The organism is Knoellia sp. S7-12, from assembly GCF_040518285.1.
Classification (GTDB): domain Bacteria; phylum Actinomycetota; class Actinomycetes; order Actinomycetales; family Dermatophilaceae; genus Knoellia.
Map to the genome: position 1 here is coordinate 2,976,053 of NZ_CP155449.1, position 21,798 is coordinate 2,997,850.

Annotated in this window: 21 protein-coding genes; 7 read left to right on the top strand and 14 right to left on the bottom strand. The window is 68.4% G+C overall.

The annotated features are described in order from the left end of the window. Window positions 1-7 precede the first annotated feature (7 nt). Together V6K52_RS14335 and V6K52_RS14340 are read right to left on the bottom strand one after the other, a co-directional pair. Window positions 8-1,495, bottom strand: a complete 1,488-nt coding sequence (locus tag V6K52_RS14335) for a hypothetical protein (RefSeq protein ID WP_353950790.1) — start codon at window positions 1,493-1,495, stop codon at window positions 8-10. Next, a complete protein-coding gene (locus V6K52_RS14340; RefSeq protein WP_353950791.1) occupies window positions 1,492-2,169 on the bottom strand; it encodes a hypothetical protein in 678 nt (225 codons plus the stop codon). The genes V6K52_RS14335 and V6K52_RS14340 overlap by 4 nt, the downstream gene beginning before the upstream one ends. A 223-nt stretch (window positions 2,170-2,392) precedes the next feature. Here V6K52_RS14340 and V6K52_RS14345 point away from each other — a divergent pair, with 223 nt between their 5' ends. After that, window positions 2,393-2,605, top strand: a complete 213-nt coding sequence (locus tag V6K52_RS14345) for a helix-turn-helix domain-containing protein (protein WP_353950792.1) — start codon at window positions 2,393-2,395, stop codon at window positions 2,603-2,605. 30 nt (window positions 2,606-2,635) lie between these two features. On the opposite strand, the gene V6K52_RS14350 is transcribed toward V6K52_RS14345, so the two are convergent. Further along, window positions 2,636-3,178, bottom strand: coding sequence for a hypothetical protein (locus tag V6K52_RS14350; RefSeq protein ID WP_353950793.1), 543 nt, complete (start codon window positions 3,176-3,178; stop codon window positions 2,636-2,638). Between the two features lie 73 nt (window positions 3,179-3,251). Here V6K52_RS14350 and V6K52_RS14355 point away from each other — a divergent pair, with 73 nt between their 5' ends. Together V6K52_RS14355 and V6K52_RS14360 are read left to right on the top strand one after the other, a co-directional pair. Further along, the gene (locus V6K52_RS14355; protein WP_353950794.1) at window positions 3,252-4,181 is read left to right on the top strand and encodes a LysM peptidoglycan-binding domain-containing protein; all 930 of its coding nucleotides are present in this window, start codon (window positions 3,252-3,254) and stop codon (window positions 4,179-4,181) included. Then, the gene (locus tag V6K52_RS14360) at window positions 4,178-4,723 is read left to right on the top strand and encodes an Rv3235 family protein (protein WP_353950795.1); all 546 of its coding nucleotides are present in this window, start codon (window positions 4,178-4,180) and stop codon (window positions 4,721-4,723) included. Before V6K52_RS14355 ends, V6K52_RS14360 begins: the two co-directional genes overlap by 4 nt. A 151-nt stretch (window positions 4,724-4,874) precedes the next feature. On the opposite strand, the gene secA is transcribed toward V6K52_RS14360, so the two are convergent. After that, window positions 4,875-7,763 carry a preprotein translocase subunit SecA gene (gene secA / locus V6K52_RS14365; protein WP_353950796.1) on the bottom strand — a complete coding sequence of 963 codons (2,889 nt, stop codon included), beginning with the start codon at window positions 7,761-7,763 and terminating at the stop codon, window positions 4,875-4,877. Between the two features lie 184 nt (window positions 7,764-7,947). Here secA and V6K52_RS14370 point away from each other — a divergent pair, with 184 nt between their 5' ends. Then, window positions 7,948-9,072 carry a GNAT family N-acetyltransferase gene (locus tag V6K52_RS14370; protein ID WP_353950797.1) on the top strand — a complete coding sequence of 375 codons (1,125 nt, stop codon included), beginning with the start codon at window positions 7,948-7,950 and terminating at the stop codon, window positions 9,070-9,072. A gap of 39 nt (window positions 9,073-9,111) precedes the next feature. On the opposite strand, the gene V6K52_RS14375 is transcribed toward V6K52_RS14370, so the two are convergent. The 7 genes from V6K52_RS14375 to mtrB form a co-directional block, all read right to left on the bottom strand. Next, window positions 9,112-10,182 carry a P1 family peptidase gene (locus tag V6K52_RS14375; RefSeq protein ID WP_353950798.1) on the bottom strand — a complete coding sequence of 357 codons (1,071 nt, stop codon included), beginning with the start codon at window positions 10,180-10,182 and terminating at the stop codon, window positions 9,112-9,114. Then, entirely contained in the window at window positions 10,179-11,369 is a 1,191-nt protein-coding gene (locus V6K52_RS14380; protein WP_353950799.1) for a crosslink repair DNA glycosylase YcaQ family protein, read from the bottom strand. Before V6K52_RS14380 ends, V6K52_RS14375 begins: the two co-directional genes overlap by 4 nt. 66 nt (window positions 11,370-11,435) lie before the next feature. Then, a complete protein-coding gene (locus tag V6K52_RS14385) occupies window positions 11,436-12,152 on the bottom strand; it encodes a response regulator transcription factor (protein WP_353950800.1) in 717 nt (238 codons plus the stop codon). 90 nt (window positions 12,153-12,242) lie between these two features. Beyond that, on the bottom strand, window positions 12,243-12,935 hold the full coding sequence (gene raiA / locus V6K52_RS14390) for a ribosome-associated translation inhibitor RaiA (protein ID WP_353950801.1): 693 nt from the start codon (window positions 12,933-12,935) through the stop codon (window positions 12,243-12,245). 129 nt (window positions 12,936-13,064) lie between these two features. Next, the gene (locus V6K52_RS14395; protein ID WP_353950802.1) at window positions 13,065-13,838 is read right to left on the bottom strand and encodes a phosphoribosyltransferase family protein; all 774 of its coding nucleotides are present in this window, start codon (window positions 13,836-13,838) and stop codon (window positions 13,065-13,067) included. Between the two features lie 63 nt (window positions 13,839-13,901). After that, a complete protein-coding gene (locus V6K52_RS14400) occupies window positions 13,902-15,662 on the bottom strand; it encodes a GerMN domain-containing protein (RefSeq protein ID WP_353950803.1) in 1,761 nt (586 codons plus the stop codon). After that, window positions 15,659-17,194 (bottom strand): MtrAB system histidine kinase MtrB, encoded by a 1,536-nt coding sequence (gene mtrB / locus V6K52_RS14405; RefSeq protein WP_353950804.1) that lies wholly within the window; start codon window positions 17,192-17,194, stop codon window positions 15,659-15,661. Before mtrB ends, V6K52_RS14400 begins: the two co-directional genes overlap by 4 nt. On the opposite strand from mtrB, the gene V6K52_RS14410 reads away from it, so the two are divergent. Continuing rightward, window positions 17,193-17,465: a hypothetical protein gene (locus V6K52_RS14410; protein ID WP_353950805.1), complete on the top strand. Its 273-nt coding sequence runs from the start codon at window positions 17,193-17,195 to the stop codon at window positions 17,463-17,465. The genes mtrB and V6K52_RS14410 overlap by 2 nt on opposite strands. Here V6K52_RS14410 and mtrA read toward each other — a convergent pair. Then, window positions 17,425-18,102, bottom strand: a complete 678-nt coding sequence (gene mtrA / locus V6K52_RS14415; protein ID WP_353950806.1) for an MtrAB system response regulator MtrA — start codon at window positions 18,100-18,102, stop codon at window positions 17,425-17,427. The two genes, V6K52_RS14410 and mtrA, sit on opposite strands and share 41 nt — an antisense overlap. A gap of 87 nt (window positions 18,103-18,189) precedes the next feature. On the opposite strand from mtrA, the gene V6K52_RS14420 reads away from it, so the two are divergent. Next, the gene (locus V6K52_RS14420; RefSeq protein WP_353950807.1) at window positions 18,190-18,381 is read left to right on the top strand and encodes a hypothetical protein; all 192 of its coding nucleotides are present in this window, start codon (window positions 18,190-18,192) and stop codon (window positions 18,379-18,381) included. Window positions 18,382-18,468: 87 nt separating this feature from the next. Here V6K52_RS14420 and V6K52_RS14425 read toward each other — a convergent pair whose 3' ends face one another. Further along, complete coding sequence (locus tag V6K52_RS14425; RefSeq protein ID WP_353950808.1) at window positions 18,469-19,167, bottom strand: spermidine synthase; 699 nt, start codon at window positions 19,165-19,167, stop codon at window positions 18,469-18,471. Between the two features lie 9 nt (window positions 19,168-19,176). Further along, on the bottom strand, window positions 19,177-19,659 hold the full coding sequence (locus V6K52_RS14430; protein ID WP_353950809.1) for a type VI secretion system tube protein Hcp: 483 nt from the start codon (window positions 19,657-19,659) through the stop codon (window positions 19,177-19,179). A 252-nt stretch (window positions 19,660-19,911) separates the two neighbouring features. On the opposite strand from V6K52_RS14430, the gene V6K52_RS14435 reads away from it, so the two are divergent. Continuing rightward, a complete protein-coding gene (locus tag V6K52_RS14435) occupies window positions 19,912-21,768 on the top strand; it encodes a glycoside hydrolase family 3 protein (protein ID WP_353950810.1) in 1,857 nt (618 codons plus the stop codon). The last annotated feature ends 30 nt before the right edge of the window (window positions 21,769-21,798 follow it).

Below are 21,798 nucleotides of genomic sequence, written 5' to 3' on the forward strand. Positions count from 1 at the left end.
CGCCTGATCAACGTGATCCTCGTCCGAAATGGGTGCGCGCCCTGGCACGGCCGACACGTGTCTCCGGCGCGGGGGCGAGATCGGGGCGCACGACGTCGACGATCCGGGCAACGGCTCGCGCCACCGGCGCCGCCGGTGCTGACTCGACGAGGCTGCGGCCGGTGAGGAGGGCGGCGTCGCACTCGTCGGGCGCCCACGGCACGAAGAGAGGTGCCTCGAGTCCGGCGAACCGGCCGAGCACGTCGGCGATCGCCTTCTCGGGCTTGGCGCCGGTGGCCGACGCCCGCACCTTGTTGACGACGATGATCGGCTCGGGCGAGGGCACGACTCCGACGTCCTGGACAGCGCGAACAAGACGCTGCAGGCCAATGGGGTCCGCACCGCCGACGACCACGAGACTGTCGCTGGCCTCGAGGGCGGTGAGCGTCGTCGCGTTGCGGCGTGGGGCCGCCGTGTCATAGCTCAGCTCCTCGTCGTCCTCGATCGAGAACCCGCAGTCGACCACGACGTGGTCGACAAGACCCCGCGACTTCTCGAGGACGTCCTCGACGGCCGCGGCGCGCAACTCGGGCCACCTCTCAGGCTTGGGTATGCCGGTCAGTACGCGAAGTCCTGAACTCACCTCGGGTGCCACTCGGGAGAGCGAGGCCCGGTCGAGCGTCCCTTGCTCCGAGGCGCGGGCGGCGGCCGCCACTCCTGGTGCCTCGTCGATGAGGGCCAGAGCCTGGGCGACGCTGGCGCCCCATGTGTCGAGGTCGATGAGGAGCGTGCGGACGCCGCGGGAGGCGAGATCGGCGGCCAGGGTCACGGCGATCGTCGTGCGCCCTGGGGCACCGGTGGGCCCCCAGACGGCGGTGATGCGGGCGCGCCCCAGTTCACCTGTGTCGGTGTCATCGGCCTCGTTCATGCTGATGGTGGTCGCTGAGCCGACGCCATCGCTGGCGCCACCGTTGACAGCGCCGCCAGCACCACCGCTGCGAGAGGTGTTGAGGGGCGCGGCGGGTCCATCCCCTGGTGTGCGCGGAGCCGGAGCCGCAGCAGGATCCTCGAGCCAGCGCGCCAGATCGGCGTCGGTGACCGTGGTCGCGCCGCTCGCGTGAGGGACAGCACCTGGGGCCGATCCGGCCGTCGGTCGCCCGCCACCCTCAGTCAGTTCAACGACGATGCGGGCCAACTCGTCTGGGCTGGCTCCTGGGCGGATGAGTGTGTTGACGCCCAATTGCCGCAGACGCGCCTCGCCCGCGTCATCACCCGTCGCGACGAACGCCGCGACGCGCACGCCGTGACCGGCGAGGTGACGCAGGGCATCTCGGTCGAGCCCGCGGAAGTCGGCCGACACGATCGCGACGTCGGCGATACCGGAGGCACCGGTCGACATGAGCTCGGCGACATCAGCGCACCGGCGCACGACGCTCACACCGGAGGCGGCTTCGACGGTCGTGACGAGCTGCTGCTCCTGATGGTGTGAGACCCCGGTGATGACGGCGGTCGTCATGACGCCTTGGGCGCCACCGCGCCCGGGACGGCCACGAGGGTGATCTTGGCGCCGAGGTCGACGTCGCCGACGAGCTCCTGCACCTTGTCCTTGGGAACCATCACCTGGACGGGCCGGGTGTCACCTGCCCCACCCATGACGTTGTCGTCGGTCGAGAGGCCCACCACGGTGACGGCTTCGAGGGCGAGGTTGGGTCCGGCGAATTCTGCGGACCCGACCGCCCCCTTGACCGGCGCCGCCGGGCGGTTGACATAGACGTCGACCACCGACCCGGCCTGGAGCGTGGAGGCTGAGGTCGCATCGACCTGGAGGGTGACGGGCTGGGCCGTGGCCCTGTCGCGCGGCCCGACGGCGCTCTGCGGGATGATCTCGCCGGCCCGGACCTCTCGCAGCACGAAGAACTGCGCAGGTAGCCCGCCTTCGGCGCTGAGGTAGTCGCGCCCGGCGTCGCCAAGCTGGGCGTCGACGCGGACGACGTCCTCGGCGGTGAGCGGCTGGCCGGCCATGAGCCCTGCCTTCGCGGCATACATCGGCACACGGTCGTCGGCGCGGCTCATGACATAGGCGCCGATGGCAGTCGAGGCGAGGACGAGGAGCACGCCGATGAGGAGTCGGCTGTCGCGCCACGACGGCTTGCGCAGTCTCCGAGCGGTGGGTGTGGGCAGGTCACTCATCGGGGGTGCTCCGTGTCGTGAGAACTGGCGGCCGGACATCGTCGAGGGATCGCCGCGCTCATCCCCCGAGGAAAGTGTGACCCACAACGACGAGTCTGCGCGCGCGAAGACCCCACCCCTGTGGACAACCTCACCCGTGGGCGTGGACCTGTGGACAAGTCCGGCGGCTGGCCCAGCCTCTCGTGGCAGACTGTGAGGCGCAGACGAAGAGAGGAGCCAGCCCGTGGCCAAGAGGTTCATTGCGCTCACCGAGGTGTCCGAGATCCTCGACATCTCCTCGGCGCAGGCTTACGCGCTCGTGCGCTCCGGAGACCTCGCCGCGATCAAGGTCGGCGGCCGCGGTCAGTGGCGAGTCGAGACCACGGCGCTCGAGGAATACATCGAACGGATGTACTCCCAGACGCGCGACTTCGTCCGCACCCAGGGCGAGTCCTGACCGCTCCCCGCTGACCCACCGCGGGTCCGGTCAGCGCGCCTCCACGAGCATGACCGCCCAGAAGGGCACCGTGTGACGACCTCGGAGATTCTCGGGTCGACGACTGTCGCCCAGCGCGTGCTCGGCCAGGTCGAGTGAATCCGCTCCGACGACGTCGATCGTGCCCGTGAGCACCTGACCACTCGTGTCGGTCACGGCCACTGCGGCCCGATCGCGCGAGAGCCCCCGCAGCGCATAGCCCAATGCGAACCGTCTTGCCGTCCGTGCGCTCAAGGCACGTGCTGGCAGGCCGACGACCCCCGTGACCGCACGCAGCGGAACCACTGCCTGCCGCCCGTTCTCGAGCTGCACCAGCAACCAGTCCTCGCCGAGGTCGAGCAGCTCGCCCTGGACCTGCACACCCGCGAGCAACCGAAGTCGCAGGGCGGAGCCGGCCGCCGCCGCGAGGCGTGCGCCCAGCTCGACGCTGGCCCGCTCGCGACGCGTTCGATCGGCCACCTCGGAGTCTCGCTCACGCCGTTCCTCCGCGCCAAGCTGTGCCTCGAGGTCATCAAAGAGCTGGTCCCACCGCATGGTCGGAGCGTAGAGCCCCCGCCTTCTGCGATTCCTGTTGCATCCACAAGCAACATGAAATATCGTCATCCGTATGCAAATCGACGCAAACGACATCAAACGACACAAAGGCGCCTCTCGAGCTCTCGTCGTGGTGCGCTTCGTCGCAGTCACCGTGGTCTCGCTCGTCGTCGGGCTGGCGGCAGCGTGGATCCTCGCCGTGGCGTGGATCGCGGCCCGGGCCAACGTCACTGCTCCCGGACCTGCGGCTGCTGACGAGCTGCTCGCCCTCGCCGCCGCGTCCCTCGCTGTGGCCATCGCGGCCTGGCTCGTCCTCGGGACGGCGCTCGAGGTTCTCGCGCACGTTCCCGGCCGCGTCGGACGGGTCGCGCAGGTCTGGGCCGATCGGCTCACTCCCGCCCTCGCCCGGCGGATCGCCGCGTTCGTGCTCGGTGTCGGCGTGGGTGTCGCCGGAGGTCCGACGCAGGCCGTCGCCAGTCCTCGCGGTGCGGTGACAGCCTCGTCAGTCACAGGTTCGTCCCTCACAGCCTCGTCGGTCCCTGATCCCGGCTTCGCGCCCGCTCACTCGGCCCCCGACCTCCCCGAGCTCGACCCGGGGTTCGGGCCCGCTACGTCCGGACCCGACTTCTCCCCCGCACCGATCGCACCGGCAACTGCGGGGTTCACGGCCGCCGCGCCCAACCCGGGCTTTGCGTCCGAGCCCGCGGCACCCGGCTTCACCCCAGCCGCTCCGCGTGTGCGCCCCCAGGCCGACCCCGGCCTCCTCGGCGGACGCGTGAACCCGACCCCTGACCGCGAGATCGTCGTCCACCGTGGCGACACGCTGTGGTCGATTGCCGCCCGTCACCTGGGCGCGCAGGCCTCCGATGCAGAGATCGCCCAGGCGTGGCCGCGGTGGTTCGACCTCAACCGTGGCCTCATCGGCGACGATCCCGACCACATCCTTCCCGGGCAGATCCTGCGCATTCCCGGCGCCGACCAGACAGCGAGCGTGAACCGATGAGCCCCACGACGATCTCCCACTTGCGGTCGGTCAAGGTTCTCTCGCCGGCGACCCAGCGACCTCCGGCGATCCCCTTGGCCGAGGCGATGCGCCGGTCGGTCGACGAGCTCGGCCACCCGGCATACATCCAGGACTCGCTCGCCGTCGACCTCGCACATGCAAGCGACGCGCAGCTCTTCGGACCGCAGAGCACCTCCCGAGCAGACCTCCCGGAGCCGGGCCCGTGGGCCGGCCAGATCGCGCAGGCCATCGTCGAGGTGATGTCGGGCCTGCGGCCCGCGCCACAGGTCGTCCGATGGACGACCCCTCAGGTGTATGCCGTGATCGCCCGCCGCGGAGCCCTCGCCGCTCGCCGACGCGCAGCCAGGTCACGTGCCGTGGCGCAGCGGGCGGTCGTGCGCTCGGTCCACGTCAGCGAACCCGCTGACGGCGTCGCCGAGTGCAGCGTCGTCGTCAGCGAAGGTGCGCGCGTGCGAGCCATGGCGCTGCGCCTGAGCGGTCAGGACGGACGCTGGCGCGTCGAAGCACTTCAGATCGGCTGATCAAGACAGACTCGTGGCGACTTCTGCAGTCACCGCTGAGCCCGAAGTGTGAGCGAGTGATTGCGAAATAGTGCGGTGCGCGCGTTTGCGACGAAGGAGCAACTGAGCGTGCGCCGCACTATTTCGCAATCAGACCAACGAGTTCAGCGGGTCAGTCGCTCTTTCCGTGGCACATCTTGAACTTCTTGCCAGAGCCACAAGGGCACGACGCGTTCTTGGGCGTGTTCGCGAGCACGTCGGCGCTCAGGCCATCGCGGCCGCCATCACTCCCAGAGTCGCCGTTGCTGCCAGCGCGTGACACGACGTCCCGCTCTTCGACCTCGCCCGTCTCCGACGGCGCCGTGTAGTGCAACTGGGCGGGCTGACGCGGACGTTCGAGACCGACACCGGCCACCTCGACATGAGGCTGCTCGGCGGCCAGCGTGTCCGCCGTCCCGTCGGCCCCACCGAGACCACCGAACATGTCGGACACGTGCTGCGGTGCTGCCGCGACCTCGGGGGCGGGCTGGTCGACCTGGACGTCGACGTGGAAGAGCAGCCCGACGGCCTCTTCCTTGACCGACTCGTTCATGGCCTCCCAGAGCTGGAAGCCCTCGCGCTGGTACTCGACGAGCGGGTCGCGCTGGGCCATCGCACGCAGGCCGATGCCCTCCTGCAGGTAGTCCATCTCGTAGAGGTGCTCACGCCACTTGCGGTCAAGGACCGACAGCATGACCCGACGCTCGACCTCACGCATGACCTCGCTGCCGAGGAGCTCCTCGCGCGCGTCGTAGGCGTTGTGGGCGTCGGACAGGAGCTCTTCCTTGAGCGACTCGTTGCGCAGACCGGAGCGGCCACCAGCGGCCTCGATGACCTGGTCCTGGGTGAGGGAGACGGGGTAGAGCGCCTTGAGCGCAGTCCACAGCCGGTCGAAGTCCCAGTCCTCCGCGAACCCTGCGGCGGTCTCGGAGTCGACGTATCCGCCCACGACGTCGTTGACGAAGAACCGCATCTGTTCGTGCAGGTCCTCGCCGTCGAGAACGCGACGGCGCTCGTCATAGATGACGGTGCGCTGGCGGTTGAGAACGTCGTCGTACTTCAGGACGTTCTTGCGGATCTCGAAGTTCTGCGCCTCGACCTGGCTCTGGGCCGACGCGATGGAGCGCGAGACCATCTTGGACTCGATGGGGGTGTCGTCCTCCATCCCCGCGGTGCTCATGACCCGCTCGACCATGCCGGCGTTGAACAGCCGCATGAGGTGATCCTGGAGCGACAAGTAGAAGCGGGACTCGCCCGGGTCACCCTGACGACCGGAACGACCCCGCAGCTGGTTGTCGATGCGGCGCGACTCGTGCCGCTCCGTGCCCAGGACATAGAGACCACCGGTCTCGGTGACAACTTCGTGCTCGGCCTTGACCTCGGCCTCGGCAGCCTCGAGGGCGGCGTCCCAGGCGGCTTCGTACTCGTCCGGGGTCTCGACGGGATCGAGGCCCTTGTCCTTGAGGGCGGTGACGGCCATGAACTCGGGGTTGCCACCGAGCATGATGTCGGTGCCTCGACCGGCCATGTTGGTGGCGACGGTGACGGCGCCCTTGCGACCGGCGTCGGCGACGATGCTCGCCTCACGCTCGTGGTGCTTGGCGTTGAGGACCTCGTGCTTGATGCCGCGACGACGCAACTGCTCCGAGAGGAGCTCACTCTTCTCGACGCTCACGGTTCCGACGAGGACCGGCTGACCGTTCTCGTGGCGCTCGGCGATGTCATCGACGACCGCGGCATACTTCGCCTCTTCGGTGCGATAGACGAGGTCTGCCTGGTCCTCACGGATCATCGGGCGGTTGGTGCGGATCGGCACGACGCCGAGCTTGTAGATCGAGTTGAGCTCGGCGGCCTCGGTCATGGCCGTACCAGTCATGCCCGAGAGCTTGTCGTACATGCGGAAGTAGTTCTGGAGGGTGATCGTCGCGAGAGTCTGGTTCTCGTTCTGGATCGTCACGCCCTCTTTCGCCTCGATGGCCTGGTGCATGCCCTCGTTGTAGCGGCGACCCTTGAGGATGCGGCCGGTGTGCTCGTCGACGATGAGCACCTCACCGTCCATGACGACGTAGTCCTTGTCGCGGGTGAAGAGCTCCTTGGCCTTGATCGCGTTGTTGAGGTAGCCGATCAGGGGGGTGTTCGAGGACTCGTAGAGGTTCTCGATGCCGAGGTAGTCCTCGATCTTCTCGATGCCGGGCTCGAGGACACCGACGGTCTTCTTCTTCTCGTCGACCTCGTAGTCGCCGCGGGCCTCGATGCCACGCATCTGGTCAGCACCTTCACCGCGCTCGAGGTGCTGGACGGCCTTGGAGAACTCGCCGTACCACTTGGTCGGCTGGTCCGCGGGGCCGGAGATGATGAGCGGCGTGCGGGCCTCATCGATGAGGATCGAGTCGACCTCGTCGACGATCGCGAAGTTGTGGCCGCGCTGGACCAGCTCGTCGGTCGACCATGCCATGTTGTCGCGCAGGTAGTCGAAGCCGAACTCGTTGTTGGTGCCGTAGGTGATGTCCTTGGCATACTCCGCGCGGCGCTGGTCCGGCGTCATGTTGGCCAGGATGCAACCGGTCTCGAGGCCGAGGGCGCGGTGGACGCGGCCCATGAGCTCGGCCTGGTACTCGGCCAGGTAGTCGTTGACCGTGATGACGTGGACGCCCTTGCCCTCGATGGCGTTGAGGTAGGAAGGCAGGGTCGCGACGAGAGTCTTGCCCTCACCGGTCTTCATCTCGGCGACGTTGCCCATGTGCAGGGCCGCGCCACCCATGAGCTGCACGTCGAAGTGCCGCTTGTTGAGGGTGCGCCTACCGGCCTCACGGACGGCGGCGAACGCCTCCGGGAGGATGTCGTCCAGGGTCTCGCCGTCGGCCAACCGAGCGCGGAACTTCTCGGTCTCGCCGCGCAGGTCCTCGTCGCTCATCGCGACGAAGTCCTCTTCGATCGCATTGATCTGGTCGGCGACGTTCTCGAGCTTCTTGACGATCCGGCCTTCACCGGCGCGCAGCAGCTTCTCGACGATCTTCACCACGGGTAGAACTCCTCATTTGCCAATTTGTCTCGCTCGGCTTGCCTCGTTGACACTCGACGAGACCTGCCAAGGGTAGTCGAGCCGTAGGGACGGGCCACACCTGACGCGGCACTCCAATCGGCTCCAACGAAGGGGTCGGTTAATTCGGTTCCAAGAGCTGGACTTTCCGTGGTGACATTCGGGTATGCCGTTCCCGGAATCCGTCCCGATCCTCACCGATGGTGTCGTGCGCCTTCGCGCACACAGCGAGCACGACGTCGATCGCATCGTCGAGCAGTGCACCGACCCCGAGAGCCTGCTGTGGACCCAGGTCCCCCGGGACTACACCGCCGACATGGGGCGCGAGTGGATCGGGGAACTCGCCAAGGGTTGGGACGAGGGCGGTGCCCAGGGCTGGGCGATCGAAGAGGTCGCCGATGCACAGGGCCTTTTCCTCGGCTCGATCGACCTGCGCCCGAGGGCAGCCGGCCGGGCCGAACTCGGCTTCGGCCTCCACCCGCAGGGCCGAGGGCGTGGCCTCATGGCGCGCGCCGTGAAGCTGGTCAACCAGTACTGGTTCGACGCCGGCGGCAAACGGGTCGACTGGTATGCGAACCGCGGCAACTTCGCCTCGTGGGCGGTCGCCCGGGCAGCGGGTTTCGAGTTCATCACCACCCTGCCCGAGCACGTGCCTGACGGCGACGGTGTCCTGGTGGACACCTGGTTCGCCACTCTCGGTCGCGACGACGCGATGGAACCGCGCGCCGCGTGGATCACTCCCCCGGTCCTCGAGGCGGACGGGATCCGACTGCGGCAGTGGCGCGACACCGACGTGGAGACGGTCGACGAGCCGCGCCACCAGCCGCACTTCATCCCGGCTCGGGCCGTCCCCACAACCGACTCGTGGGGCGACTGGCTCATCCGCCGGCGTCTCAACATGGCTCGCGGGGTGGGATCCAACTGGTGCATCGCCGACGCCGAGACCGACGTCGCGCTGGGAGAGGCACTCGTCTTCGTCCACGCTGGCGCGCTTGCCGACGGTGACACGGCCGAGCTCGGCTACTTCCTCTATCCGCGGGCGCGGGGTCGAGGCGCGGCGCGCCTTGCCGCTCGCCTCGCCGTGGGGCACGCCTTTGCCTCCAAGCAGGACGGTGGCCTCGGGTTGCGGCGGCTCGTCGCCGAGACCGCTGCCGACAACGCCGCGAGCAACGCGATCCTCGAGTCAGTCGGCTTCACCCGCTGGGGGCACGAGGCGGCCGCCGAGGCACCGGATGGTTCAGTCGGCCCCGCCGACCACTGGGAACTCCTCCGCCCCGAACCCACCCAATAGGAGCGTTGGGGACAGTGAACGTTCATTGTCCCCACCGTCCTATGGGTTGACCTGGAGCCGGGCGCGGGTGACTTCACGCAGGACCGGGAGGCGCCGGCCCTCGCGCCCGACAACCGGATCGGCGTGGGCAAGCCCGCTGAGGACGGCTTCCTCGACGGCTTCGGCGACGGCGCGGAAGGCACTGTTGAGGAGCGCGACGTCTGGGTCGTTCACGGGCTTCGTGGTGGCGCTGAAGGCGAGCACGAGCTCGCCACTGCGGTGAGACGTCACGCAGCCGGTGCGGGCCAGTCCGTTCTGGGCTCTCACCGCGACCCGTCGCAGGGCGGCACTGTCGAGGGGTGCGTCGGTTGCCACGACGATGACCACCGACCCGGCAGACTCGGCGTCAGCCGTCCCGGCGTCTGCCACCTCGGAATGCGCCGGATCGCTGTCAGCCAACTCGGTCGGCAGCCCGGCCTGCAGCTGAACCGGCTGACCACCGACGGTGAGGTCGCCCCACACACCGAAGTTGCTCACGAGCGCGACGCCCAGGTGGTGCGTGCCCTCTCCTGTCTCGAACATGCGGGACGCCGTGCCGAACCCACCGGCCATCCCGAACGTGCTCATGCCCGTCCCCGCACCGACCGTCCCCTCGGCAACCGGACCCTCGCTCGCCGCGTCGAGTGCCGCCGCGAGTTCGCCCTCACCACAGGTGTGCTCGCGGGGGTCGTTGACGAAGGCATCGTTGCACTCGAGGACGACGAGGTTCACCGAACGCCCGGTCGGGGCCCCGCCCACGTCGGGTTCCTGGGCGAGACGCCGGCGCAGCAGAGCTGACTGGACGCCGGGCGCGGCAAACACGCTCGAGAAGGCAATCACGGACTCGAGGGTGCCGAGCTCGCCGATCTGGATCAGCCCCGCGGACTTGCCGTAGCCGTTGATGACGTGGCCTGCCGCGGGCAGTGGACGTGACTCGACATCAGGCGGAACGACCACAGTCACTCCGGTCGCCACGCCCCGGGACGCGTCCACGACGCTCGCGTGCCCGACGCGCACCCCGGGAACGTCCGTGATCGCGCCCGCCGGACCGGACGGCATACGCCAGGTGGGAAGCCGTGGAACCCAACTCACCGGGCAACCTCGACGTTGGCCAACCCCAGCCATGACGCCATCTCACCGAGCTCCTCGTGCAGCTCGCGCACGTCGTCGACACTGCCGCGGCCCTGCTCCCACGTCACCTGACGTGCGAGCAGTCGCCCACCTGCGCGGTCGGCCTTGAGGTCGACGCGCGCCACGAGGTCCTCCCCGAGCAGGAACGGCAGGACGTAGTAGCCGTAGACCCTTTTCTCCTGCGGCACATAGATCTCGAGTCGGTAGTCGAAACCGAACAGCGCCGACGTCCGGTCCCGCTGCCAGACAAGAGAATCGAACGGAGACAGCAGCGCGCGCGCCGAGATCCGACGTGGTCGCCGTGCGCTCAGGTGCAGGTATGCCGGCCGCTTCCACCCATCGATCGTCACCAGTTCCAGCTCGCCTGCCGACACGAGGGCCTCGATGGCCGGACGGGCCTGTTCGGGCTTGAGTCGGAAGTAGTCGCGCAGACACTGCTCGGTCCCCACACCGTGGGCCCGGGCCGCAACGCGGATGAGCTCGACGAACGCCTTGTCGTCACTCGGGCGGGCCTCAGGGGACTCAGCCACGTGGCGAAGGTGAGGTGGCAGCACGCGTGACGGCACGGCATAGCGGCGTTCGAACTGTGTCGTGCGTCCGGCCGAGCTGACCTCGCCGGCCCAGAAGAGGTGCTCCAGAGCCGACTTGACCAGCGACCAGTTCCAGCCCCACTGCTCACGGTCTCGCGGCAGGTCGTGAGCAAGGGCGGTCTCGAGCTGACGGCTCGTGAGTGGGCCGCGCGCCGCGACCTCGGCGAGGACGGCATCGACGAGCTCGGGGTGCTCGCGCTTGACGCTCTGCATGCCACCCCAGGACTCGTCGTGCGCGCGGCGCATCCGGAAGTCGAGCAGCGGCCAGGTCGACGGCGGGATGAGTGAGGCCTCGTGGGCCCAGTACTCCACCAGGCGGCGCGGCGCACGGTCGCGGGCCCGGTCGACGAGCCCGCTGTCGTGCGGCCCAAGCCGCGAGAAGAAGGGCAGGTAGTGGCTGCGCGAGACGACGTTGACGCTGTCGATCTGGACGATGCCGACCGTGTCGATGACGCGTTGGACGTGGCGAGAGGTCGCCCCCCACGGCTCGGGCCTGGACACCCCGAAGCCCTGGGCCGCGAGAGCGATCCGACGGGCCGCCACGGTGCTGAGTCGCATGGACCCCATCATGGTTGCCGCCACTGACAAACCCATGCCAACTTAGTGCGCAATCCGTCGGGATTCTCAGGCCTCGGGCTCGATGAGGTTGCGACGCATGGCATAGAGCGCTGCCTCGACCCGCGAGTGGAGCTGGAGCTTCTCGAGGATGTTGCGGACGTGGTTCTTGACCGTGTTCTCGCTGATGAACAGCTGCGTCGCGATCTCCTTGTTGGCCTTGCCCCGCGCCACGAGCCCGAGCACCTCGAGCTCACGCTCGGTGAGCCGGGGACCGGGAGTGGCGTCCTTGGGCGGCTCGTTGCTCAGGCGCGAGAACTCGGCGATGAGTTGGCTGGCCATGTGCGGCGGGATCATCGACTGACCACTGTGCGCCATGCGCACCGACTGGGCGATCTGCTCGGTCGGCAGGTCCTTGAGGAGGTAGCCGCTCGCGCCGGCCTTGATGGCTGCGAAGAGGTCGGCCTCGTCATCGGACGCCGTCAGGATCAGGATCTTGGTGCGCGGCGCCTTCTCCTTGATGGCCGTGCAGGCCTCGATCCCGCTGTTGCCGGGCATGCGCACATCGAGAAGGACGACATCGGGGTCGAACTCAAAGCACTTTTCGACGGCTTCGCCACCGGATGCGGCTTCGGCGACGATTTCGAGATCGGGCTCGAGGCCGATGACGGCCTGCATGCCGCGACGATAAAGGTCATGGTCATCAGCGATGACAATACGGATTCGGTCACGAGCCTCCCCCAATGCGGAGGCCCGCGAACCCTGTTCGGCGGGGGACGGACTCACTCGGTCATAGTGACACGGCTCGCCCGTCCCCGTCCGCCTATCGCGGAACCTCGTGTCGGTGAGCCACTGATCTCACGTCGACACAGGTGGTCACGACGCCTGAGCGCGTTCCGAGACTGAAGCAGGAATGGGAGGACCGGGATCCTCAAGGATCTCGTCGGTGTTGCTGGTGGCGGGAGGCACCTGCCCGTTGAGGTCGAGGTGGAGGACGCCGTAGGACCAGCCGCGGCGACGATAGACGACGCTCGCCTTGTCGGTGTCGGTGTCGTGGAAGAGATAGAAGTCGTGACCGACGAGTTCCATCTCGCGCAGTGCCTGCTCGAGGCTCATGGGCGCTGAGGAGTGGACCTTCTCGCGCACCTCGATCGGCGAGTCACCAAAGGGTCCACTGTCGTCATCGGACTCTGCCGCTTCGTCGGGACCCGTTTCGGCGGGGACGAAAGCCGTCGCGCTCGCAACCGACTCCTGGGCGTGGCGTCCGCGGCGCACCGTGCGGTCGTGCTTGCGACGCAGACGTTCGAGGAGTTTCTCGAGGGCCACGTCGAGGGCGGCGTACTTGTCCTCCTGGCATGCCTCGGCGCGCACGACCGGTCCCTTGATGTGACACGTGATCTCCACGCGGTCACAGGCCTTGGCCTGTCGGCGGTTTGCTTCGTGGCTGATGACGACTTCGATCCGGCGAGTGCGCGGGGCGAGCTGCTGGACCTTGTCCAACTTCTCCGCGATGTGCTCCCTGAATCGGTCCGAGACGGTTGTGTGACGTCCGGTGACGACGATGTCCACTAGTCCTCCTGAGGATTGGCGTGCCTGGCTCTACCGGTAGCGGCCCAGTGAAGGGCTTAGGGGCGGCGGCACCACCTCCAAGGGAGGATGCGTCTCATGCACCGACGTTAGACCTGTCAGCAGGCCCTTTCAAGGGGAACCTCGTGGCAATGTCCTGTCAGCATCCGCGCGCTTTCGAGTCGCGCCGATCGCCGCGGCCAGCACCTCGGCGGCCCCGGCCTCGCGCAGTGCTCGTGACGCCTCGGCGAGGGTGGCTCCGGTCGTCACGAGGTCGTCGACGACGACACAGACCGCGCCGCGCAGGGCCGGCAGGTGTCGCTCGCGCACCATCATCGCGCCGGCCAGGTTGCTCGCTCGCTCCCGCGCGTCGAGCGTGGACTGATCACGCGTCACCCGGGTCGCGGCGATGACGTCGGCGACGACGGCGCGACCGCCCAGGCCTGCCACGGCCGAGGCGACCAGAGGCCGGAGCGGCACCTCACCTCGCCGCCGACGAGCACGGGGTGAACCCGGCACCGGCACGATGATGAGCCCGCGCCCGACCAGTGCCCGTCGCGCAACAGCGCTGTCTCCCACCGCTGTTCGCAGCGCAGGAGTCAGCCAGGCCGCGAGCGGTCGCCGCAGGTCACGTCGCTGTTCGTCCTTGTATGCCGTGACGACGGCACGCAGCGCTCCGCTCGCTTCCCCGGTGACCCAGCACTGCGGCATACCGGGTGGGCAGGGTGACGGCACCGCGATGCGCGGCGCAGGATGGAGACAGTCCTCCACCACGCGACGGCAGCCGGGGCAGAGTGGACCGCCGGGTCGGTGGCAGAGCGCGCACGACGCCGGCAGAACGAGGTCGACGAGATCGGAGAGCACCACCCGACCCTGTCGCGCACGGGCGCTGCGATGCCAGCGCATCTGAGCCACCTGTGGACAGAATCCCCGCGACCCGCGCCCTGTGGACGGTCAGCGTGTGGACGGTCAGCGGGCGGCGACAGTGACGTCGGTGCCGCGACCCAGCGAGATCCACTGCTGTCCGGCCCGGCTCAGCACATTGCCGTCCGAGGTCGTCACGAGGATGTCGCGTTCGCCCCCGGTCGAGGTGATCGCGACGCCCTTGGGAAGCTCAGCGAGGGACTGCTCCTGGCCGTCGATCGAGATGACGTAGGGGCGTCGTTGCTCCGTCGCGCCAGCGCGACGAGCAAGGGTCCCCACGCTGATGTTCGAGAGCCACACGAGACCTGCGGGTTCGATGAGGTTGGTGCCCAGCCGCCGGGGTTCCGCGAGCCGTTGGGGGTCTCCCGCCGGGCCGCGCACCACCCCCGCCACGTCGATCTGGGGCGCGGAACCGTTGTCGGCGGTGTGGAGGACGAGGACCCTGTCACCCTCCGGTGAGGGCTTGACCTCGAGCACCTTGCGTCCCTTGAGCCAGTCCGCGACAACGGGCTGGGCCGCCGGCTGCCGCTGCGTGGCCGGGTCCCCGGCCGTGGTGAAGGTCCACAGCGCCTGCTCGGAATCGTCGTCGATGCCGGTGCCGCCAGCCCAGAGGTAGCCGCGCGTGTCGTAGGCAGGGCGCCCCACTCCGATGCCGAAGAACGGCATCTCATAACGCTTGCCGCGGAACCGCGAGAGTCCCTGACCGTCGGGGTCGACGGCAGCCAGTTCGGTGCCGTCGGCGGACATCGCCAGCGAGTGGTACTCAGCCGGAATGTCGGCGTGCCCGGACTTCTTGGGATCGGCATCGACCGCACTCGTGCTGGGGAGGAGGAAGAGTGAGGCGCCGCGCCGCACGAGAGGCCGTCCTGGCGCCACCGTCGGTGTGGTCGGGAAGCCCACCTGCTCGACGGTGCTCACCGGCAGGTCGACCCCCGGGAGTTCGAGCGTGACGTCCTCGACCCGCACCGTCACTGCCTGGACGTTGGGGGCCTGGAGCAGGGTCGAGACGAGTTGGGCCCAGACGTTCTCGCGCTGCACCTTGTCGGTGGGTACCCTGCCGGTGATCTCGACCCGCGCGATGCCGTCGATGACGGTCACGGAGTCGGCAGTGAGCCGTGAGCCGCGCGGGATGTCGTTGCGCACGGAGGCAGCAAGGTATGCCGGGGGTGCGGCGAGCTGGGCGCGCGCCAGTCGCGTCGCGAGGTGGTCTCGTGGAAACCAGCGGCGGTCGGGCACGAGGGCTCGGCGGTCAGCGGCGAGGTAGTGGATCGTGTAGGGCTTGAGGAGGTCGCCGAGGTCGGAGGTGGTGATCCATCGACCGAAGTCCTTGGGGAGGCTGCTGATGCGCCACTCGTCGTTGATTCTCGTGAACTCGAAGGCGACTCGGCGGCCCGCGGACGGCGCCGCGTTGACATAGCGACCGTCCTTGTCGATGGTCCCCTCGACACCACCAGAGAGGACTGCTGTGTTGGGTGACTGCGGCGTCACAACGAGTGGCGTGCTCGTCGAAGTGAGGACGATCTCGCCCTCGGGCACCCACACCTTGCCCGCCTCCGGCGTGAGGTAGCTGCGGGCAGTCTCGTAGTTGCCGTCGCTCGCGGCCCCTGCTCGCACGAAGCCGGAGACGATCTGTTGCTGGGTCGCCTTGGCGGCCGGACCCGGGAAGTACGCACGCACCGGCTCGAGCTCGCCGCCACGCACCTCGAGACCGGGCTCCACGTCACGGTGTGCGCCGACACTGCCGCCGCACCCGGCGAGCGCCGCCGCGACCACCGTGAGCATGACGACCCAGGGAGCGCGTCTCATGTCCGCTCCCCCGGCGACAGGGCCAGCGGAGAAGCGGTCAGGGACTCACCCGAGCGCTGGGGCAGGGTGAGCCGGAAACGAGATCCTGCTCCGGGCTCGCCCCAGGCCTGAAGCCATCCGTGGTGCAGGCGAGCGTCCTCGAGGGCGATGGCCAGACCGAGGCCCGTGCCACCCGTGGTGCGGGCGCGCGCAGGGTCAGCGCGCCAGAACCGAGTGAAGACCATCGAGGCCTCCCCCTGACGCAGCCCGACCCCGTGGTCTTCCACCACGACGGCCACGGCACCGCCACCCTCGCGCAGGTGCACGGTGACGGGTTTGCCGTCGCCGTGCTCGATGGCGTTGACGAGGAGGTTGCGCAGGATGCGTTCGACGCGGCGCTCGTCGACGTCGGCCGAGACCGGGCCGGACGAGACGATCTCGATGGTCGAGCCGCGCCGGTCCGCGAGGGGCAGGGCAGCAGTTACGACTCCCTCCACCGTGCCGCGCAGATCGACCGGGGCCAGGTCGAGGGCCGCGGCGCCCGCGTCGAACCGGCTGATCTCCAGGAGGTCGGACAGCAACGATTCGAAGCGATCGAGTTCACCCTGGAGGAGCTCGGCCGATCGCCCGACGACCGGGTCGAAGTCGGTGCGGGAGTCATAGAGGAGGTCGCCGGCCATCCGGATCGTCGTGAGCGGGGTTCGCAGCTCGTGCGAGACATCGGAGACGAAGCGCTGCTGGACGCGGCTCAGGCCCTCGAGCTGGCGGATCTGGGCCTGGAGGCTGTCGGCCATCGCGTTGAACGACGTGCCGAGCAGAGCGAGGTCGTCCTCCCCGCGCGACGGCATACGTTCATTGAGTTTGCCCGAGGCGAGGCGCTCGGCGACCTCGGCGGCACGACGCACGGGCGAGACGACCTGCCGGGTGACGACCCAGGCGACGGCACCGACGAGAACGGTGAGGATGAGTCCAGCGATGCCGAACGCCGTGGAGATCAGACCCATCGTCCTGATCTCCTGCGTCATCGGATAGACGTAGTAGAGGTCGTAGCGGCCGGCTCTCGGGATCTCGACTCCGCTGCCGACGAAGACGGCCGGCACCTTTTGCTGGTTGATGATGACGTCGCTCACCATGTTTTGCTGGTGGGTCGGGTCAGCGGCCACCTTCTCCCGGATGTCCTGGGTGATCGAGGACGGTTCAAGGTCACCCGACGAAAGGGAGTTGAGGGTGAGCGGGTTGGTGTTCTTGACGCCGCGAATCATGACGACGTAGCGGGAGGTTTCGCCACCGGCCGGGGTCAACTTCGACTTCATGATGTCGCTCGCGGCGATGTTGAGGTCTGGGGCGGTCTTCTCGGTGGTGTTGTCCCACTGAGCCTGCACGTCGGCCGTGAGGGCGCGGGCCTCGCGCTCACTCGTCTCGATGCGGTCGTTCTGCAGCCCTGTCGCGATCTCGTTGTAGAGGTAGGACCCGAGCAGCGAGACGACGACGAGACCAAGGATGACGGTGGTGGTGACGACGCGGAACTGGAGTGACCGACGCCAGGTTCGCATGAGCGCCGAGACGACTGAGACCACGGTGCGGCCCACGTTCCGCAGGGCGCGCATCGCCCCTGTGGCGAGCACTTGGATCTGTCCCGCCAACGTGGGCGCCGACGTGGACGACGACGGTGGCGACGCGGGTGAGGACGATGACCTGGATGAAGACGACGTCGGTGATGACGACGTCGGGGGCGGTGCCGACCCGGCGCCGGGAGGTGTGATGGTCGGCGTCTCCGCCATGGTCAGGCCGGGCCCGCCCGGTAGCCCACGCCACGCACCGTGACGACGATCTCGGGTCGCTCCGGGTCCTTCTCGATCTTGGAGCGGAGCCGCTGGACGTGCACGTTCACGAGGCGGGTGTCGCCGGCGTGGCGATAGCCCCACACCTGTTCGAGCAACACCTCTCGGGTGAAGACCTGCCACGGCTTGCGAGCGAGTGCGACAAGGAGGTCGAACTCGAGCGGGGTGAGGCTGAGGGACTCGCCCTCGCGCTTGACCGAGTGGCCCGCGACATCGATGACGAGGTCGCCGATGGTGAGGCGCTCCGGTTCGACGTCATCGCCGCGCCGCAGACGGGCACGGACCCGGGCAATGAGTTCCTGCGGCTTGAACGGCTTGACGACGTAGTCGTCGGCGCCGGACTCAAGCCCGACGACGACGTCGATCGTGTCGGTGCGAGCGGTGAGCATCACGATCGGCACGCCAGACTCGGCTCGGATGCGCCGGCATACCTCAAGTCCGTCGATGCCGGGAAGCATGACGTCAAGGAGGACGACATCGGGACGGGACTCACGGAAAGCGGCGAGCGCCCCCGAACCGTCGGCGACGTGATCGACTTCCAAGCCCTCGTTGCGCAGGACGATGCCCAGCATCTCCGCCAGAGCGAGGTCGTCGTCGACGACGAGCACGCGACCCTTCACGGTCACTCCTTAGGTGGCACAGGTGATACGGCGCTGTCCCCGCGCCTTCCCCCATGATCCCACAGCCCTACCCATCACCCGTTCACCTTGCCGTCGCGGGGAGTCCGCGGGGAGCTCCGCGACCCGGACATCTGGCAGCAGGACGGTGGCCACGTCGCCCGTGACCAGGTCTGCGACTGCTTCATCGGCAAGAACGGACTCGCGAGCCACGCGGCCGACAACACCCCGACGTCCTACCGCGTGCCGTTCACGTGGTGGGAGCGCTACAAGGGCCTGTGACCCTTTTCGATTTCTGACCCAACGACAAGGGCCGGGTATGCCGGGAACTCACGTTCCCGGCATACGCCGGTCTTGTCTGTGGCCTGATTAGCGACGCGGCCGGACGGCCAGATAGACGGTGTTGGTCGACTCCCCACCGGTCAGCGGATTGGGGAACGCGACCACGTGGGCTTCGGACTGTTCGAACGCCTCGCCCATGCGCCGCACCACCTCGGGCTCGGGCGGCTCGTCGGACCACAGGGCGAAGGCCCCGTGGTCGGTGAGCATCGCGCCGACCCGCGCGAACCCCTCGACCGTGTAGAGGTCACCGTGGTCGTCGCGCAACAGCCAGTCGGGTGCGTGGTCGATATCGAGCAGCACCGCGTCGTAGGTCCGATCGGCGCGACCCGCACGCACCATGTCGAAGAAGTCGTCGCGCACCAGGCGCACGCGCGGGTCCGCGGCCAGTCCTTCGGTGTCGGGCAGCAGGTCGCGCTCGTGCCACGAGATGACCGCTTCGAGGGCCTCGACCACGGTCAGCCCGGTGACCCGGTCGTCCTCGAGAGCGGTCGCCGCGGTGTAGCCGAGTCCGAGCCCACCCACCAGGACCGTCAGCGACGCACCGGTCACGGCCGCGAGACCGATCCGCGCCAATTCCCGCTCGCCAGTGGTGAATTGGCTGGACATGAGGAAGTCGTCACCGAGCTTGACCTCGTGCACGTCCCGCTCCGTGACGCGGTCAAAGCGCCGGCGAAGGCTGATGGCACCCCAGGGGGTCTCGCCGAAGTCGAGCTCCTGGATCTTCACCCGCCGAGACTAGCCCTTTGTGCGGGCCCGGAGGTCGTAGGTGAAATGGACGCCAGCGTCCAGTGAACCGTCAGGCTTCTGCGGTTTGTACTCGAGGTCGACCTTGGCGAAGGTGAGCACGACGCTCTCCATCGTGGCGTCTCCCTCAGCGGCGACACTCATGGAGACGTCCGTGACGAGGACGTCCGTCATGGTGACGATGAGGTATTCCTGCTGGCCGCTTCCCGCCTTGCTGACCGTGATCGTCGCGTCCTTGAGGTGCTCACCTGAGGCACACGCCTTCATCAGAAGTGGTGAGGCCTTGTCGACGTGATGGGTGAAAACGAAGTCGTGGAAACTCGCTTTGCCCGCGCCCGCTCCCCCGCCGCGGCCCGGGGTGCCGGACTGGGACACGCCCCAGGTCCAGGACAAGACCTCGATCTCGTCCTTGTGCCTGGCATCGCGCGATTCACCCTTGATCGAGCCGATGCGGGCGAAGATCGACATGGCCATCGCGCCTTCCTCTCGTTGGAGTGCGTTGGCGGCGGATGACCCCAAACTCGTCCTGTCCGGGGCCGCTGTCAACAGTCAGCTCAGCGAGCCCGCGAACACCTGAGGTGTGCGCCCAAAGTCGAAGCGGCTCCATGGCTCGCCGGAACTTTCTTCCACAAAGTTGCTTCGGATTGGGTCTTCCCAACGGGCGCTGTCAGGCCTAGTGTCGACTTCGTCCTCTTCCCTGGGGACTCGTGAACCCGGAGGCGCCACATGTTCGCTCGGTCAGCACCCACCACCCGCCGCACCCGGACCCTCATCCGGTTGCCCGCCATCGGCGTTGCCGTGGCGCTGGCTGCGGCGTTCGGTCCACCCGCCAGCGGTGAAGGAGGGAATTCCGGTGACGCGCCCCACCGCGGCAAGGTCATCAGCCTCATGAAGCACATGACGCTGGAGCAGAAGGTCGGCCAGCTCTTCGTCATCGAAGTGGCCGGTCGCGACGCCAACACGGTGAGCGCCACGGCCAAGGCCACCAACCAGCGGCTCTTCGGCGTCGACACGCCCGCCCAGGCGATCGCGAAGTACCAGCCCGGTGGCGTCATCTACTACACGACCCGCAACAGCGACGACAACATCGGCGACCCTGCCCAGGTCGCGACGCTGTCCAACGGCCTGCAGACCGCGGCCCTGGCGCAGCCGACCAAGATCCCGCTGCAGATCTCGGTCGACCAGGAGGGCGGCGCGCTCGTCGCCCGCTTCGGCGCACCGGCGACCCAGATGCCCGGCAACATGGCGCTGGGCGCGGGCCGCTCGGCGACGGACGCCAAGCGTTCGGCAGAGGTCATCGGCAAGGAGCTCGCTGCCGTCGGCGTCACCCAGGACTACGCACCGGTCGCCGACGTCAACATCAACCCGAACAACCCCGTGATCGGGATCCGCTCCATCGGTGGCGACACCAACCTGGTCTCCGACCTCTCGGCGGCGCAGGTGGAGGGCTTCCGCGCAGGCGGGGTCTCCTCGGTGGCCAAGCACTTCCCGGGCCACGGTGACACCGGTGTGGACAGCCACTTCGGTTTGCCCGAGGTGACCCACACGCTTGAGCAGATCCACGAGATCGACCTGCCGCCCTTCCGGGCGAACATCGCCGCCGGCGTCGACTCGATCATGACCGCCCACGTCGTCATGCCGGCGATCGAGCCGGATGTCCCGGCCACGATGTCGCACAAGATCCTCACCGGGCTGCTGCGCGACGAGCTCGGCTACGACGGGCTGATCGTCACGGACGCGCTCGACATGGCTGGCGCCGCGGCGACCTATCCGCCTGACGTGGCCCCGGTTCAGGCATTGCTCGCTGGCGCTGACCAACTGCTCGTCCCACCGCAGATGGACACTGCCGTTGCCGCCGTGCTCAACGCCGTCCGCACCGGTGTGATCAGCAAGCAGCGACTCGACGAGTCCGTCTACCGCGTCCTGCTCCACAAGTACCAGCGTGGAATCTTCCAGGACCCCATGGTCGATGTGGCCGCTGCGCCGCAGATCATGGGCGCACCGCAGCACCTGGCCGACGCGCAGGCGATCAGCGACCGCACGACGACGCTCGTCAAGAACGACGCCGACCTGCTGCCGCTGGCCGCCGGTCCGCGCAACGTTCTCGTCGCTGGCTGGGGCGTGGGCACGACCCAGGGCATGGCGACGGCGCTCACCGCTCGTGGAGCCACGACTCAGGTCCGCGAGTCCGGGACCACTCCATCGGCGACCGCCATCAACAGTGCGGTCGCGGCCGCTCAGGCGTCCGACCTCGTGGTGGTCTCGACCAACAACGCCTACGCCGTCAATGCGGCCACCGGACAGCCCACTCCGGCCGCAGTGGCCCAGACCAAGCTGGTGAAGGCGCTGCTGGCGACCGGGAAGCCGGTCGTCGTCGCGGCCATGCGCAACCCGTACGACGTCGCGTCGTTCCCCGAGGCGCCGACCGTGCTCGACACCTTCGGCTACACCACCCACCAGATCGAGTCGCTGGTTCGGGTGCTCTTCGGCGAGGTGAATCCGGCCGGCAAACTGCCCGTCTCGATCCCCAAGGCGGATGGCTCCGGCGAGTTGTACCCGTTCGGCCACGGCCTGGCCTACTGACAAGACGCAAAGGCCGGGTATGCCGGGAGC